Origin of the sequence: Pseudomonas sp. PLMAX (genome assembly GCF_046042685.1) — a bacterium.
In the GTDB taxonomy this organism is placed as follows: Bacteria; Pseudomonadota; Gammaproteobacteria; order Pseudomonadales; family Pseudomonadaceae; genus Aquipseudomonas; species Aquipseudomonas putida_AE.
In genome coordinates this window covers 4,068,069-4,082,373 of the sequence record NZ_CP064949.1, presented here as the reverse complement: position 1 = coordinate 4,082,373, position 14,305 = coordinate 4,068,069, and the positions used below count along the sequence as shown (strand labels likewise).

The following is a 14,305-nucleotide window of genomic DNA, read 5'->3' as shown; positions in this document are numbered from 1 at the left end:
AGCCGGGCTCCTACAGGTCTGCGGGCGGCCATACCACATCAACCTCCATTCACGGTTTTTCCCGTTCCAACAATTGCCGCTTGCGCTCCACCCCCAACGATACCCCGACAAATTGCCATCGCTGCGCACCACCCGGTGACAAGGAATCGCCACCGCCAGGCTGTTCGCGCCACAGGCTTGTGCCACGGCGCGAACAGCTTTGGGAGCGCCGATGCGCTGGGCGATATCGGCGTAGCTGGCGGTGCTGCCGGCGGGGATTTCCCGCAGCGCTTGCCAGACTCGCTCTTGAAACGCCGTGCCGCGCACATCCAGCGGCAAGTCCAGGCCCAGCGCCGGGGCCTCGATGAAACCCACGACCCTGGCGATCAACTGTTCGAACGCGTGATCGGCACCTATCAGGTTGGCGCGGCGAAACTTGTCCTGCAGGTCGCACACCAATTGCTGCGGATCATCGCCCAGCAGAATCGCGCAGACGCCACGCTCGCTTTGCGCCACCAGAATCGCGCCGAGGGAACACTGGCCAACCGCAAAACGAATGTCATTGTTTTGCCCTGCACCACGGTAATCCGTGGGTTTCATGCCCAGCACCTGATCCGCCGCCTCGTAGAATCGGCTGTTGGAGTTGAAGCCGGCAGCGTACAGCGCATCGGTGACCGAGCGGCCATCTACCAACCGCTCGCGCACCCGGCGGGAACGATGGGCCGCGGCATAACCCTTGGGCGTCAGGCCGGTCACGGACTTGAATACCCGATGGAAATGAAAGCTGCTCAAACCTGCTGCTTCAGCAAGCTCATTGAGCGCGGGCAGCGCCTCGGCGGTTTCGATCTGGCGACACGCGGCAGCGACGGTGGCTGCATGTTGCGCGGCGACAGCGCTTTGATCTTTCGCCGCGCGCTTGCTGGGACGATAGCCCGCGGCCTGGGCCAGTTCGGCGCTGTCGAAGAATTCGACATTCTGTGGTTTCGGCAAGCGTGAGAGGCTGCTGGGGTTGCAGTAGATCCCGGTGGTTTTCACCGCATAGACAAATTGCCCGTCCGCGTGTGGATCGCGGGCGACCACCGCGGCCCAGCGTGGATCGTTTTCGGTGCTGATGCTTGTCGATTGGCTTGTCATGGCATTACATCCTTTGACCCGTTTGCCGCAGGTTAATCACCGGCCCCTGTGTCCACACTCCGGCGCTTGCGGTCAAACTCCACGGCGTCAGCGCGCGGTCCGAAAGGTGAAGTTGATCCGGTGTTCGCCCAGGCGCGGGTGCTGGCCATCCTTGATCGGCAGGACGCCGTGATAACGCAAGCGATCGACGCCGCCCCAGACCACGATGTCGCCATGCAGCAGCGGCAGCCGTTGGCTCTTGTCGCTGCGCGAGAAGCCGCCGAACAGGAACATCGCCGGCAACCCCAGCGATACCGAAACGATAGGTGCAGCGTAGGATTTTTCATCCTTGTCCTGATGCAGGGACATTTTCGCCCCAGGCACATAACGATTGATCAGGCAGGAGTCCGGCACGAAATCTTCAAATCCTGCCTCCCGGGCCGCCGCTTGCGCCAGCTGGAAAAAAACCTCGGGCATGGGAGGCCAGGGCAGGCCGGTCTGCGGGTCGTCGCGGCTGTAGCGATAACCGCTGCGGTCGGTGGTCCAGCCCCAGGTTCCGCAACTGCTCAGGGCGACCGACATGGTGAAGCCGCCAGGGGTGACCATTTGCCGGAACGGTGCGGCCGCGAGCACGGCTTCCAGTGCCGGCAGCAATCGCTCCAGCCAGGGCAGGGCAAAGCCCCTGAGGACGTAGGATTGTTCGCCGATCTGCTCGCGCCGGCGCTGCTGTTCGGGCTCGAAGTCGGCAAACAGGTCTAGGGTGGTCGGGTGCATGGTGCTCATGATGCGTCGTGAAAGATGATCCCAAGGGTATGCCGTTGTCCGCTGTGCAGGCGACTGACGCCGTGGCGCAGGGTCACCCGATAGTAACCGCGCACGCCTTTGACCGGGCGCTGGTTGACCGCAAAGATCAGGCCGTCGCCTTTTTTCAGACCGATGACCTGCGGGCGCGACTGCATGCGCGGACGCTGCTCGGTGAGCACGAACTCACCGCCGGTGAAGTCTTCCCCTGGTTCTGACAGAAGAATCGCCACCTGCAGTGGGAAGACATGCTCGCCATACAGATCCTGGTGCAGGCAGTTGTAGTCCTGGGGGCCGTATTGCAGCAACAGCGGTGTAGGACGCTGCTGGCCGGCGGCATGACAACGCTCGAGGAAGGCCGGGTGGCTGTCGGGAAAGCGGCTCGGCAGGTCCATCTGCTCATGCCAGCGATTGGCGATCGGCACCAGTCGCGGGTACAGCGCACTGCGCAGGCGGGCCACCAGCGGCGGCAAGGGGTAGTCGAAATACTTGTACTCGCCACGGCCAAAACCGTGGCGGGCCATGATCACCTGCGAGCGAAAGGGTTCGGTTTGGCCGTACAAGGCGCTGATCCGGTCACAGGCCTTGTGGCTCAACAGCGACGCGATGACCGCGCAGCCATCCTGATCGAGTTGCTGTTCCAGCAGGGGCCAGTCCAGCCTGTCCAGATATTGCTCGCTCATTGCCGAGGCCCTCAGGTCATTGAGGTGGCGAGACTAAGCGGCATTGCCGATTTGAACACTCCGACACTTGCGGTCAAATGTTGGCGGGGAGCAGACGTCCATGTTCGCTGGGGGCAATGTTACAGCGCTTTGCTGACGCTGATGTCGCTGATGTCGTCTTCCTGGCCATGCAGGGCGTCCAGCGCGGCTTTGGCTTCTTCTGCCGTGCCGTTTTCCAGCTGGGCGAATTCGAAGCGGCGTTCGCCATTGAGTTTGTACTTGATGACGTATTTGGTCGTCTGGGCCACGGTCATACCTGCCTGTGTGCGTAGAGAGGCGCTGCTCAGCTCAGTTTCGAGCTGGAGCGGCGGATGATCTTGATGGAGTGCGTCAGGGTCGGCTTGCGCGTCACACTGATTGGCCGGCGGTTGACCGTGTCGATGGTGATGTTCCAGAACCCGGTGCTCGGCGCGGTGATGCGGGCCGGGAAGGTGTCGAACGCGCCGCCGTGATAGGTGTGACGGCCGCCATTCTTGAAGCTGCGGAAGTTGGCGTCGTTCATCAAGCGTATGTTGCACGTTTGCGAGCATTGAATGACGACGATGTCGTCTTCGTTGAGGTGCTCGCGCTGGTGGATAAATTTCATGAGGCGCCTCCAGAAGGGCTTTTTCTACAAAATCAAAACGATAGCATGGTCGATTGGCGCAGTTTATCAGCCCTGAGGCGTTATTATCCGGCTGTGCGGGCCCGGTGGAGCAATAAAAACGCAGATTGCCCACACCCGGGAAGAAAAAAGCACTGCGCCTCGGAGAAAACCCGTGTTTGAGCTGTCGGAGGGTCTTTAACGGAGGTTTCATATGAAGTGGGGCATGTTTGGCTTGTCGGTCTTGGCAATCAGTGGTTGTGCAAGTGTCTCGGAGATCAACCAGACGTTGCCGACCATGAGTGTGATTTCAGGCAAGAAGCCCCATGAGTACGCGCAGTGCCTGAGCGAAAAACTCGCCGAGAGCCGTGGTGCCTTGCAAATCGAGGAGCAGAAAGACGGGGTGCGAGTGATCGTGCCGCAGAAGCTGTCATCCGGCCCGGCGGCGGTGTTTGATATCGAGGATCGCTCCGGTGGCAGCAGCATCAAGCTGCATGAGCGCATCTCCAACGTGCCAATTCGCCCCTTCGATGTTCGCGATGCCGCCACGGCGTGCATTTCCGGCTGATAGACTGTCGACCGTCAGCACCGATGCCGCCAAAGCAAGGCTTTTGGCGGCATTGTCATTTCTGGAGTCGAGCATGAAGCGAGAGAAGGTACGGGAGCGGCACGCAGAGGGCCACATCTGCGCCACCCATGTGATTCAGAACCCGGCGAATCCGGGTGAATGGATCGTGTCTTTCAAGAAAAGCGCCGGGCGCAGTTTTTTCCTGGTGGACGATAGCGACGAAGTCGAATCCTTCGGCAGTCTCGACGAGTTGGTCGAGACCGTACGCGGCCTGGGGATCAAGTTCGCGGAAATCCACATGTAGGGCACGCGGCCCTATTTGCAGACCACCACCACGCTGCGGTTCTTGAAGTTGCCAACGTCGACGCCCAGGGTCTTGTCGCTTTCCCCAGGGGAAGGTGTGCCGTCAGTGCCGACGATCCGGTAGCCGGTACCGGCGCAGGAGGCATCGGCCTTTTCGTAACAGGTCGCCCAGGAATTGGCCTCGCCGGAGCAGTCGATCGCCAGGCCTTGTTCGCCATTGTTCAGGTAAGTGGTTTCGGAGGTTGCGCAGCCACTGAGGGCCAGCACCGCAATCAGCGGCAAAAATTTGGTCATGTCGTTGTCGTCGTCAGGAAGAGAGGGCAAAGCCTGTGACAGCGTGGGCGGCAAAAGGTTATAGCGAAAGGCCACTTCTTCCCGGCATTCGCAAAAAAAGCCCTGCACAAGGGCAGGGCGTCGGGCCGGATCAGTTCTTGTCCTTGCCCCGTCGTTTCGGTGCCGGGTGTTCCAGTTGCAACACCGATGCCACTTCGATCGCCATGGCTTCGGATGGGAAAGGTCCGGCAATGTTCTCGCCGCCAACGCCGGCTACCCACCACTGGCCGTCTTTGGCCTTATTGATCAAGTACCCGTTGACGCTTTTTGCTTCTGACATCTATTTGCCTCGCTGGCTGGTTCAATGGCGCCATGATACCGCCAAATGCACCGTTCGGGTGCCGATGGGCGCACGGTGGTGCGCTTGCCCGTTGGTTGACTTGTCGTGCAAGTCTGGTGGACTCTGCTATCAATAACAGGCTGCTGATCCATTCGCGGTGCTCGCTGCGGAACTAACAGCGAGAATATTTCTCTATGATGGCATCGGTTAGCCAGTGCGGGGCATTGTAAGGTGTACGCCGCCTGATTAGACTGCGCCGAAACTCGTACACACAGCCCTTTCAAGGACTTATATGATCAAGAAATGCTTGTTTCCAGCAGCCGGTTACGGCACTCGCTTCCTGCCAGCGACCAAAGCCATGCCCAAGGAAATGCTGCCGGTGGTAAACAAGCCACTGATCCAGTACGGCGTCGAAGAAGCACTGGACGCTGGCCTGACGGAGATTTCCATCGTCACCGGTCGCGGCAAGCGCGCCTTGGAAGACCATTTCGACATCAGCTACGAGCTGGAAAACCAGATCAAGGGCACCGACAAGGAAAAGTACCTGGTCGGCATCCGCAAGCTGCTCGATAACTGCTCGTTCTCCTACACCCGCCAGACCGAAATGAAAGGCCTGGGCCACGCGATCCTGACCGGCCGTCCGCTGATCGGCGACGAACCCTTCGCCGTGGTACTGGCGGACGACCTGTGTGTCAACCTCGATGGCGACGGCGTATTGACCCAGATGGTCAAGCTGTACAAGCAGTTCCGCTGCTCGATCGTGGCCATCCAGGAAGTCGACCCGCAAGAGACCAACAAGTACGGCGTGATCGCCGGCGAGATGATCCGCGACGACATCTACCGCGTACACAGCATGGTGGAAAAACCAAAACCGGAAGATGCGCCATCGAACCTGGCCATCATCGGTCGCTACATCCTGACCCCGGACATCTTCGACCTGATCGAACAGACCGAGCCAGGCAAGGGCGGTGAAATCCAGATCACCGACGCCCTGATGAAACAGGCCCAGAACGGCTGCGTGATGGCCTACAAGTTCAAGGGCAAGCGTTTCGACTGCGGCGGCGCCGAAGGTTACATCGACGCGACCAACTTCTGCTTCGAGAACTTCTACAAGACGGGCAAGGCTTACTGATAGCGCCCCGGCCGCTTGTATTGAAAAGCGATCTTCGCAGGCTTTAATCAAGCTGCTGTAGACCCAACAAACGCCCCGACTTGATCGGGGCGTTTGTTTTTGTGGGAGCTGGCCTGCCGGCGATGGCGTCCTGACAACCCACCAACCTTTCGTTGCTGCACCCGATCCCCTGTAGGAGCTGGCTTGCCAGCGATAGCGGAGTGACCGCCGAAGTATCTCTCGCAGCCGTACTCGATCTACTGTGGGAGCCAGCCTGCTGGCGATGGCGGCCTGAAAGTCGACCTGGATTTTGTTGACCGAGTACATATCCATTCCTGCGGTAACGGCCACTTATGGTTTCGCTCCTACAGCGAGTCACTTGGAAAAGCCTGAAGGAGCAGCCGGTCGACGCTCGATTGCTCGCGAAGAACATGAGAGCACCGCGTGGTGTCAGGATCCCCGCGTCATCGTTGACCTCCATCGCGAGCAAGCTCGCTCCTACAGGGGTCGCCGCATCGCAGCGATGGCGCCCGCAAGACCAGCACAATGTTCAAAGACGACCTTCGCCAGCAATTCGGATCGCCGCCCGCTCGCTCCTGCAGCGCACGAAAAAGTAGGAACTGGCTTACATCCCTTACCCGGTTTTTCGAGAGAAAATTCTGATTTGCAGAAAGAGGCAGGTAAATGATGTTTGCTGCTTTTTACTAACGTACGTTTTAACTGGGATTATGGACGCAAGTGTTTAAACGATAGATGTTTTACCGCGACGGCACGTAGGGAGCGACTCGTGGGGCTGAAAACATCCCTGGTTTTTATGATTACAAGGAGGTTCGTGAATGGCTTCAACAAACGGCGCGGCACAACGCCAAACAGCGCGATGGCCAGGCCTATGCGTACTGATGCTGCCGGTATTACTGGTAACCGTTGACAACACAGTGCTTGGATTTGCATTGCCAAAGATTGCCGAGGCCCTGCGTCCGAGTGCCAGCCAGCAGTTGTGGATGATCGATGCTTACTCGCTGGTATTAGCGGGGTTGCTGGTGTCGATGGGTAGTCTGGGAGATCGGGTCGGTCATCGTAAGTTGTTGCTGACTGGGTCCTTGGGGTTTGCCATTGTGTCGGTGCTGACCGCGTATTCCGATACCGCCACGCAATTGATTGTCGGGCGAGCTTGCATGGGTGTTTTCGGTGCAATGCTGATGCCCTCCACGTTGGCGTTGATACGTTCGCTGTTCGAGGACCGGGAAGAACGCAGACTGGCGGTCGCGATCTGGGCAACGACTTTGACGGTCGGTTCGGCACTCGGTCCATTGGTGGGTGGCGTGTTACTGGAGTTCTTCAGTTGGGGGTCGATTTTCCTGCTGGCGGTGCCCGTGTTGGTGCCACTGCTGGTATTGGGGCCACTGTTGTTGCCCGAATCCGAGCGAGATGTTTCGGGTCCGCTGGATCCGGTAAGCATCCTGCAATCGATGGTTGCCCTAGGTGCCATTGTTTATGGCATTAAACACAGCGCCAGTCATGGTATCGACTGGATGGCGCTGACAACATTTGCAACAGGCCTGATTGCGGGCGGGATGTTTGTACGTCGACAGTTGCGTCTGCCAGTGCCGTTGATGGATCTGAGTCTGTTGCGCAGTGGTACCTTTAGCGGCTCTGTCGCGATCAATTTGATGAGCCTCGCGTTTCTCGTCGGCTTCGTATTCTTTGCCACTCAGTTCCTGCAGATCGTTCTTCAGATGTCGCCCTTGAGTGCCAGCCTCGCGTTGGTTCCTGGTCAGGTCATGGCGATTGTCGTGGGGGTGGCGATCGTGCCTGTCGCACAGCGATTACAGGTACATGTGCTGATACCCATCTTGATGGCGTTTGCTGGTGCGGCGTTTTTGCTGGTCGCCAGCATGGGCAGTAGCCTGACCGTTCTGGTGGTGGCTTTCGCCTTGCTGAACATTGGCGTGGGCGCGATCGCAACGGTGTCTAACGATGTGATTTTGTCAGCTGCGCCACCGGCAAAGGCGGGCGCCGCGTCTGCCATTAGCGAAACGGCCTATGAAGTGGGCGTGGTTTTGGGGACGACCGTGCTCGGCGGTGTCGTCACCGCCTACTATCGCGGTGCATTGCAGCTTCCGGATTTCCTGACTGAAGTGCAGATGATGCTGGCGAGAGAGACGCTGTCCGGCGCCTATCATGTGGCTGCAGACTTGTCGGGTGATCAAGCAGGGGAATTGATGGCGCAGGCGGGAAGGGCATTCGAAGGTGGAATCGGTTTGGTTTCGTGGGTGACGTCCGGCTTGGCACTCATGGCAATTTTGATTGCGTGGCGCACTCTGCGGATTCCGAAAACGCAATCTGTAGAGAAGCATTGACCGAAAACGGAGATTGGGCTGTGCATTTCAGCACAGCGCTTGCTCAGCAGCCGTCCGCAGGTATGCTATTGGCCTGCCGAGGAGATTGAAAATGGCCTACGATTTTGACCTTTATGTGATTGGCGCCGGTTCTGGCGGTGTGCGGGCGGCTCGGTTTGCTGCCGGGTTCGGGGCGAAAGTGGCCGTGGCCGAGAGTCGCTATCTGGGCGGCACTTGTGTGAACGTCGGCTGCGTGCCGAAGAAACTGCTGGTTTATGGCGCGCACTTTGCCGAGGACTTCGAGCAGGCTTCGGGGTTTGGCTGGAGCCTGGATGAGGCGCGGTTCGACTGGGCGACGCTGATCGCCAACAAGGACCGCGAGATCAATCGCCTCAACGGCATCTACCGCAACCTGCTGGTCAACAGTGGCGTAACGTTGCACGAAGGTCACGCCAAGATCGTCGACCCGCATACCGTCGAGATCAATGGCGAGCGCCACACGGCTGAAAACATTCTGATCGCCACCGGTGGCTGGCCGCAGATTCCGGAGATTCCCGGGCACGAGCATGCGATCAGTTCCAACCAGGCGTTTTTTCTGAAAGAGCTGCCTAAGCGCGTGCTGGTGGTGGGTGGTGGTTACATCGCCGTCGAGTTCGCCGGGATCTTCCACGGCCTGGGTGCCCAGACCACGCTGCTGTATCGCGGTGAGTTGTTCCTGCGTGGCTTCGACGGTTCCGTGCGCAAGCATTTGCAGGAAGAGCTGACCAAGCGCGGCATGGATTTGCAATTCAATGCCGACATCGAACGTATCGACAAGCAAGCCGATGGCAGCCTGAAAGTGACGCTCAAGGATGGCCGGCAGCTGGAGGCCGATTGCGTGTTCTACGCCACCGGTCGGCGGCCGATGCTGGACAATCTCGGGTTGGAAAATACCGGGGTGAAGCTCGACAAGAAAGGCTTCGTCGAGGTGGATGACCTGTACCAGACGGCCGAGCCTTCGATCCTGGCCCTGGGCGATGTGATCGGCCGGGTGCAGCTGACGCCCGTGGCGCTGGCCGAAGGCATGGCGGTAGCGCGACGCCTGTTCAAGCCTGAGCAGTATCGCCCGGTGGACTACAAGATGATCCCGACGGCGGTGTTCAGTCTGCCAAACATCGGCACGGTGGGTCTGACCGAGGAAGAGGCGCGGGAAGCTGGCCACGAAGTGCAGATCTTCGAAAGCCGTTTCCGGCCAATGAAGCTGACCCTGACCGAATGCCAGGAGCGCACGCTGATGAAGCTGGTGGTGGACGCCCAGACCGACAAGGTGCTGGGTTGCCACATGGTCGGTCCCGAGGCGGGCGAAATCGTCCAGGGCCTGGCCATTGCCTTGAAGGCCGGCGCCACCAAGCGCCACTTCGACGAAACCATCGGTGTGCACCCGACGGCCGCCGAAGAGTTCGTCACCCTGCGGACACCGGTCGGCGCTTAATCGCCCTTGGCGACGCCTGGCGCTACTGCAACGGCAGCGGCCAGGCGTACGCTTTCTTCCAGCTCTGCCTGGGTTTTCAGCAGTTCGATTTCCAGTGACTTGTTCGCCTGCGTTTGCTCCTCGACGCTCTGTTTGAGCGCCTGGCTTTCCAGCATGGCGACACGCAGGCGTTCCTGGAGGAGGGTGCGTTCGCTGTCGACCCGGTTGGCCTGGTCGAGCAGTTGATCCTGGCGGGTATTGCTTTGCTTGAGCTGCTCTTGCAATAGGCTCAGCTCGCGCAAGGTGCCGCGGTTCTCCGTCAGCAGGCGTTCGTTGTCGCGGTGCAGCTGGGTGATTTCGTCCTGGCGCACCAGGGCGCTTTGCTGAGCCTGGCGCAATTCCATCTGCAGTTGCTGTACCTGACCTTCGTGGCGGCTTTGCTCCTGCTCGCGCTGCTCCTTGACCGCGTTGCGGTAGTGCTCCAGGGCGTCACGGCTGTGCAGGTGTTTCTCTTCGAGCGAGCGAATCTGCTCGTCCTTGTCTCGCAAACGCAATTCGAAATCAGCCAATGCCTGGCTCTGTCCGGCATTGCGGGTCTGTTCGCCCTGAAGTTGATCGCGGGTGGTTTGCAGTGCCTCGGATTCCTGGGTCAGGGCCAGGCTTTGCAGTTCGTAGTGTTGCTGCAATTGCGTATTGGCTTGCTCGGCCTGTTGCAGCTGCAGTTCCAGCGCCTTGCGTTGTTGCTCGTACTGCTCGCGCGCCTGGTCGATCGGTTCCTGGGCCTGCTCCTTGAGCCGCTGCGCCAGGCGCGTCACCAGGGCCAGCAACTCGTCGTCGATCGGCTCGGACGGCGTCTCGTCAGCGTCCGGGGTGCTGTCGTCGAGCTCTTTCATATAGCGATGGATCGTGGTTTTCGAACCGGTATTGCCCATTTCGATGCGCACGGCATCGATGCTGGGGTTTTCGCCACGGGCAATGATCGCCAACCGCGCCGCTTGCACCACTTGTTTATTCACGCCGACACGGGCCATGAGAACTCCTTCATTTTTACTGTGTGGTACGTACCACGTATATACACATTGTACCATTCAGCTGATGAAGCTTGATATCTGATTATCCTGATACGGGATATACTGGTATTACCCCGTGTCATATCGATTTTGAGGCGTTCGCGCCTCCAGATCCGTACACAAACACCGGCACCGCGTACATCCACCTGGCCAGCGTCATCGTTAACGTCCATCGCGAGCGAGCTCGCTCCTACAGTTGAAGCAAGGTTATTTACATGAGCGAGCTGGATCGTTACCTGCAAGCCGCCACGCGCGACAACACCCGTCGCAGCTATCGGGCGGCCATCGAGCATTTCGAGGTGAGTTGGGGAGGGTTCCTGCCGGCAACCGGCGACAGCGTGGCGCGCTATCTGGCGGCCCACGCGGGTGTGCTGTCGATTAACACCTTGAAGCTGCGCTTGTCCGCGCTGGCGCAGTGGCATAACAGCCAGGGGTTTGCCGACCCCACCAAGGCGCCGGTGGTGCGCAAGGTGTTCAAGGGTATTCGGGCGCTGCATCCGGCCCAGGAAAAACAGGCCGAGCCGCTGCAGCTTCAGCATCTGGAACAGGTTGTGGCCTGGCTTGAACTGGAGGCGTTAACCGCCCGGCAACAAGGCGATCGACCGGGGCTGCTGCGGGCTCGGCGCGACATGGCGTTAATCCTGCTGGGCTTCTGGCGAGGCTTTCGCAGCGATGAGTTATGCCGTGTGCAGATCGAGCATGTGCAGGCCAGCGCAGGTTCCGGCATCACCCTGTACTTGCCACGCAGCAAGAGCGACCGGGAAAACCTCGGCAAGACCTACCAGACCCCCGCGCTGCAGCGGTTATGCCCGGTGCAGGCCTACATCGACTGGATCACCGAGGCCGCGCTGGTTCGCGGGCCGGTGTTCCGTGGCATCGACCGTTGGGGGCATTTGAGCGAGGAGGGCCTGCACGCCAACAGCGTGATCCCGCTGTTGCGCCAGGCGCTGGAGCGCGCCGGCATACCCGCCGAGCACTACACCAGCCACTCCCTGCGCCGTGGGTTTGCCTCGTGGGCACACCAGAGCGGATGGGACTTGAAGTCATTGATGAGCTACGTCGGCTGGAAGGACATCAAATCCGCCATGCGCTACATCGAAGCCAGTCCCTTTCCCGGCATGGCCCGTCTCGCGGAAAAGCCACTCGAGTCGTAAATTCGCTTTTCTTCTATTAATACTGTTGGCTAATAGCGAAAGCCAATCAGCGGCATGAGGTTTGCCAATGAGCCAACCGTCCGTCGAGTGGGTAAAGTCTCTCCATCAACTTCTTAACCCCTGACGGAGAGTCAACGATGCCTATCATCAACAGCCAAGTTAAACCATTCAAAGCTGACGCATTCAAAAACGGCGACTTCGTAAAAGTTTCCGACGCCGATCTGAAAGGCAAGTGGTCCGTGGTGTTCTTCTACCCGGCCGACTTCACCTTCGTTTGCCCGACCGAGCTGGAAGACCTGGCTGACAACTACGACGCTTTCCAGAAACTGGGCGTCGAGATCTACAGCGTTTCCACCGACACCCACTTCGCCCACGCTGCCTGGCACAACACTTCGCCAGCCATCGGCAAGATCCAGTACACCATGATCGGCGACCCAACCCACGCCATCTCCCGCAACTTCGACGTGCTGATCGAAGAAGCTGGCCTGGCTGACCGTGGCACCTTCGTGATCAACCCTGAAGGCCAGATCAAGATCGTCGAGCTGAACGACGGCGGAGTAGGTCGTGATGCTTCCGAGCTGCTGCGCAAGATCAAGGCTGCCCAGTACGTCGCTGCTCACCCGGGCCAGGTTTGCCCAGCCAAGTGGAAAGAAGGCGAGGCCACGCTGGCACCGTCCCTGGACCTGGTCGGCAAGATCTAAGTCTGTGACGCGCTTCATCAGGGCGGACTTCCGCACCTTCTAAGCAAGCTGCACCGCCCAATAAAAACGCCCGGGCGAGATTCACTCGGGCGTTTTTTTATGCCACACATTCAAGGAAATCGCCCGTATGTTGGACACCAATCTTAAAGCCCAGTTGAAATCGTACCTGGAACGGGTCACCCAGCCGATCGAGATCGTTGCCTCACTCGACGACGGTGCGAAATCCCAGGAAATGCTCGCACTGCTGAAAGACGTCAGCAGTCTTTCCACCCAGATTACCTTGCTCGACAACGGTGATGACGCACGCAAGCCATCGTTCTCGATCAACCGCCCGGGCGCGGATATCAGCCTGCGTTTCGCCGGCATCCCGATGGGCCACGAATTCACATCCCTGGTGCTGGCCTTGCTGCAAGTCGGCGGTCACCCCTCCAAGGCCAGTGTCGAAGTGATCGAACAGATCCGCTCGCTCAAGGGTGAGTTCAACTTCGAGACTTATTTCTCGCTGTCCTGCCAGAACTGCCCGGACGTGGTCCAGGCGTTGAACCTGATGGCGGTACTCAACCCCAACATCCGCCACGTCGCCATCGACGGCGCGCTGTTCCAGGCAGAAGTCGATGAGCGCCAGATCATGGCGGTACCGAGCATCTACCTCAACGGCGTGAACTTCGGCCAGGGCCGCATGGGCCTGGAAGAGATCCTCGCCAGGATCGATACCAGCGGCATCGAGCGCCAGGCCGAGAAGATCAGCGCCAAGCAAGCCTTTGACGTATTGGTGGTCGGCGGTGGCCCGGCCGGTGCTGCGGCGGCGATCTATGCTGCGCGCAAAGGCATTCGCACCGGTGTCGCGGCCGAGCGTTTTGGTGGGCAGGTGCTGGACACCATGGCCATCGAAAACTTCATCTCCGTGCAGGAAACCGAAGGGCCGAAACTGGCTGTCGCCCTGGAAGAGCACGTCAAGCAGTACGACGTAGACATCATGAACCTGCAACGCGCCGACAAGCTGCTGCCGGGAAAAGACGGCGAGCTGCATGAAGTTCAGTTCGCCAGCGGCGCGAAGCTGAAAGCCAAGACCGTGATCCTGGCCACGGGTGCGCGCTGGCGTGAAATGAACGTGCCCGGCGAGCAGGAATACCGCAACAAGGGCGTGGCGTACTGCCCGCACTGCGACGGCCCGTTGTTCAAAGGCAAGCGCGTGGCGGTGATTGGTGGCGGCAACTCCGGCGTGGAAGCGGCCATCGACCTGGCCGGTATCGTGTCCCACGTCACGCTGCTCGAGTTCGATGTACAACTGCGTGCCGATGCGGTGTTGCAACGCAAGTTGCACAGCCTGCCGAACGTGACCGTGATCACCAGTGCCCAAACCACTGAAGTGACGGGCGACGGGCAAAAGGTCAACGGCCTGCGCTACAAGGATCGTCAGACTGACGAATTGCGCAGCGTGGAACTGGAAGGGATCTTCGTGCAGATCGGTCTGTTGCCCAACACCGATTGGCTCAAGGGCACCATCGAGCTGTCACCCCGTGGCGAGATCATCGTCGATGCGCGCGGTGAAACCTCGGTGCCGGGCATCTTCGCCGCTGGCGACGTGACCACCGTGCCGTACAAGCAGATCGTGATCGCAGTGGGCGAGGGCGCCAAGGCTTCCCTGAGCGCATTCGACCACTTGATCCGCACCTCGGCCCCGGCATAAACCGGACGCTGAAAACACAAAACCCCATGAATGATCATGGGGTTTTTTGTGTCCGACACATTTCCAAATGTGGGAGCGGGCTTGCTCGCGAAAGCGGTGTGTCAGCCA

Annotated in this window: 15 protein-coding genes and 1 pseudogene; 8 read left to right on the top strand and 8 right to left on the bottom strand. The window is 59.6% G+C overall.

Features of this window, described 5'->3' with window-relative positions; all coding sequences use genetic code 11:
- Window positions 1-49: 49 nt before the first annotated feature.
- The 5 genes and pseudogenes from ada to DKB71_RS18540 form a co-directional block, all read right to left on the bottom strand.
- A pseudogene (ada, locus tag DKB71_RS18560) lies at window positions 50-1,113 on the bottom strand (bifunctional DNA-binding transcriptional regulator/O6-methylguanine-DNA methyltransferase Ada).
- Window positions 1,114-1,200: 87 nt separating this feature from the next.
- On the bottom strand, window positions 1,201-1,866 hold the full coding sequence (gene alkB / locus DKB71_RS18555; protein WP_408601128.1) for a DNA oxidative demethylase AlkB: 666 nt from the start codon (window positions 1,864-1,866) through the stop codon (window positions 1,201-1,203).
- Between the two features lie 5 nt (window positions 1,867-1,871).
- Complete coding sequence (locus DKB71_RS18550; RefSeq protein WP_323629078.1) at window positions 1,872-2,576, bottom strand: 2OG-Fe(II) oxygenase; 705 nt, start codon at window positions 2,574-2,576, stop codon at window positions 1,872-1,874.
- Window positions 2,577-2,695: 119 nt separating this feature from the next.
- A complete protein-coding gene (locus DKB71_RS18545) occupies window positions 2,696-2,863 on the bottom strand; it encodes a hypothetical protein (RefSeq protein WP_408601183.1) in 168 nt (55 codons plus the stop codon).
- Window positions 2,864-2,898: 35 nt separating this feature from the next.
- Window positions 2,899-3,201: a DUF1883 domain-containing protein gene (locus DKB71_RS18540; protein ID WP_008065357.1), complete on the bottom strand. Its 303-nt coding sequence runs from the start codon at window positions 3,199-3,201 to the stop codon at window positions 2,899-2,901.
- A 211-nt stretch (window positions 3,202-3,412) separates the two neighbouring features.
- On the opposite strand from DKB71_RS18540, the gene DKB71_RS18535 reads away from it, so the two are divergent.
- Together DKB71_RS18535 and DKB71_RS18530 are read left to right on the top strand one after the other, a co-directional pair.
- A complete protein-coding gene (locus DKB71_RS18535; protein WP_274077153.1) occupies window positions 3,413-3,766 on the top strand; it encodes a hypothetical protein in 354 nt (117 codons plus the stop codon).
- A 73-nt stretch (window positions 3,767-3,839) separates the two neighbouring features.
- Complete coding sequence (locus tag DKB71_RS18530) at window positions 3,840-4,070, top strand: hypothetical protein (RefSeq protein WP_408596467.1); 231 nt, start codon at window positions 3,840-3,842, stop codon at window positions 4,068-4,070.
- A gap of 11 nt (window positions 4,071-4,081) precedes the next feature.
- Here DKB71_RS18530 and DKB71_RS18525 read toward each other — a convergent pair whose 3' ends face one another.
- Complete coding sequence (locus DKB71_RS18525; protein ID WP_408596465.1) at window positions 4,082-4,363, bottom strand: hypothetical protein; 282 nt, start codon at window positions 4,361-4,363, stop codon at window positions 4,082-4,084.
- 130 nt (window positions 4,364-4,493) lie between these two features.
- The gene (locus tag DKB71_RS18520) at window positions 4,494-4,682 is read right to left on the bottom strand and encodes a hypothetical protein (protein ID WP_110747774.1); all 189 of its coding nucleotides are present in this window, start codon (window positions 4,680-4,682) and stop codon (window positions 4,494-4,496) included.
- Between the two features lie 292 nt (window positions 4,683-4,974).
- On the opposite strand from DKB71_RS18520, the gene galU reads away from it, so the two are divergent.
- The 3 genes from galU to gorA all read left to right on the top strand — a co-directional run bounded on the left by galU (window position 4,975) and on the right by gorA (window position 9,603).
- On the top strand, window positions 4,975-5,814 hold the full coding sequence (galU, locus tag DKB71_RS18515) for a UTP--glucose-1-phosphate uridylyltransferase GalU (RefSeq protein ID WP_274077150.1): 840 nt from the start codon (window positions 4,975-4,977) through the stop codon (window positions 5,812-5,814).
- Between the two features lie 815 nt (window positions 5,815-6,629).
- The gene (locus DKB71_RS18510; protein WP_408596462.1) at window positions 6,630-8,153 is read left to right on the top strand and encodes an MFS transporter; all 1,524 of its coding nucleotides are present in this window, start codon (window positions 6,630-6,632) and stop codon (window positions 8,151-8,153) included.
- 91 nt (window positions 8,154-8,244) lie between these two features.
- Window positions 8,245-9,603: a glutathione-disulfide reductase gene (gene gorA, locus DKB71_RS18505; protein ID WP_408596460.1), complete on the top strand. Its 1,359-nt coding sequence runs from the start codon at window positions 8,245-8,247 to the stop codon at window positions 9,601-9,603.
- On the opposite strand, the gene DKB71_RS18500 is transcribed toward gorA, so the two are convergent.
- Window positions 9,600-10,613: a DNA-binding protein gene (locus tag DKB71_RS18500; RefSeq protein ID WP_408596458.1), complete on the bottom strand. Its 1,014-nt coding sequence runs from the start codon at window positions 10,611-10,613 to the stop codon at window positions 9,600-9,602. The two genes, gorA and DKB71_RS18500, sit on opposite strands and share 4 nt — an antisense overlap.
- Before the next feature lie 254 nt (window positions 10,614-10,867).
- Here DKB71_RS18500 and DKB71_RS18495 point away from each other — a divergent pair, with 254 nt between their 5' ends.
- From DKB71_RS18495 to ahpF, 3 genes are all read left to right on the top strand, one after another.
- A complete protein-coding gene (locus tag DKB71_RS18495; protein WP_408596456.1) occupies window positions 10,868-11,806 on the top strand; it encodes a site-specific integrase in 939 nt (312 codons plus the stop codon).
- A gap of 137 nt (window positions 11,807-11,943) precedes the next feature.
- The gene (gene ahpC, locus DKB71_RS18490; protein ID WP_007975937.1) at window positions 11,944-12,507 is read left to right on the top strand and encodes an alkyl hydroperoxide reductase subunit C; all 564 of its coding nucleotides are present in this window, start codon (window positions 11,944-11,946) and stop codon (window positions 12,505-12,507) included.
- A gap of 127 nt (window positions 12,508-12,634) precedes the next feature.
- Entirely contained in the window at window positions 12,635-14,197 is a 1,563-nt protein-coding gene (gene ahpF / locus DKB71_RS18485; protein ID WP_323629071.1) for an alkyl hydroperoxide reductase subunit F, read from the top strand.
- The last annotated feature ends 108 nt before the right edge of the window (window positions 14,198-14,305 follow it).